General features: G+C 59.5%; 1 pseudogene. It reads right to left on the bottom strand.

What is annotated here, in order from left to right:
* Window positions 1–39: 39 nt before the first annotated feature.
* Window positions 40–368, bottom strand: a pseudogene (locus AAFM29_RS16625) (50S ribosomal protein L5); the annotation flags it as partial.

The following is a 368-nucleotide window of genomic DNA, read 5'->3' as shown; positions in this document are numbered from 1 at the left end:
TCAGTTTCGCCATTGGACTTAAGTTCCTCTATTAGCGGCTCACGCCGCCTCCTTCTCTTCCGACGCTTCCGCCGGGAACGGGAAACCGAACAGACGGAGCAGTTCGCGCGCCTCTTCGTCGGTCTTCGCCGTGGTGGTTACGATGATGTCCATGCCCCGGACCTTCTCGATCTTGTCGTACGAGATTTCGGGGAAGACGATCTGTTCCTTCAGGCCCATGGCATAGTTGCCACGGCCGTCGAACGACTTCGGGTTCAGGCCACGGAAGTCGCGGATGCGAGGCATTGCGACGGTGACCAGACGGTCGAGGAATTCGTACATGCGTTCGCGGCGCAGGGTGACCTTGCAACCGATCGGCATGCCTTCAC

The sequence above is a fragment of the Erythrobacter sp. genome (assembly GCF_038133525.1).
Taxonomy (GTDB): domain Bacteria; phylum Pseudomonadota; class Alphaproteobacteria; order Sphingomonadales; family Sphingomonadaceae; genus Qipengyuania.
Note: the sequence above shows the minus strand (reverse complement) of the source record. Positions and strands in the feature narration are given on the sequence as shown.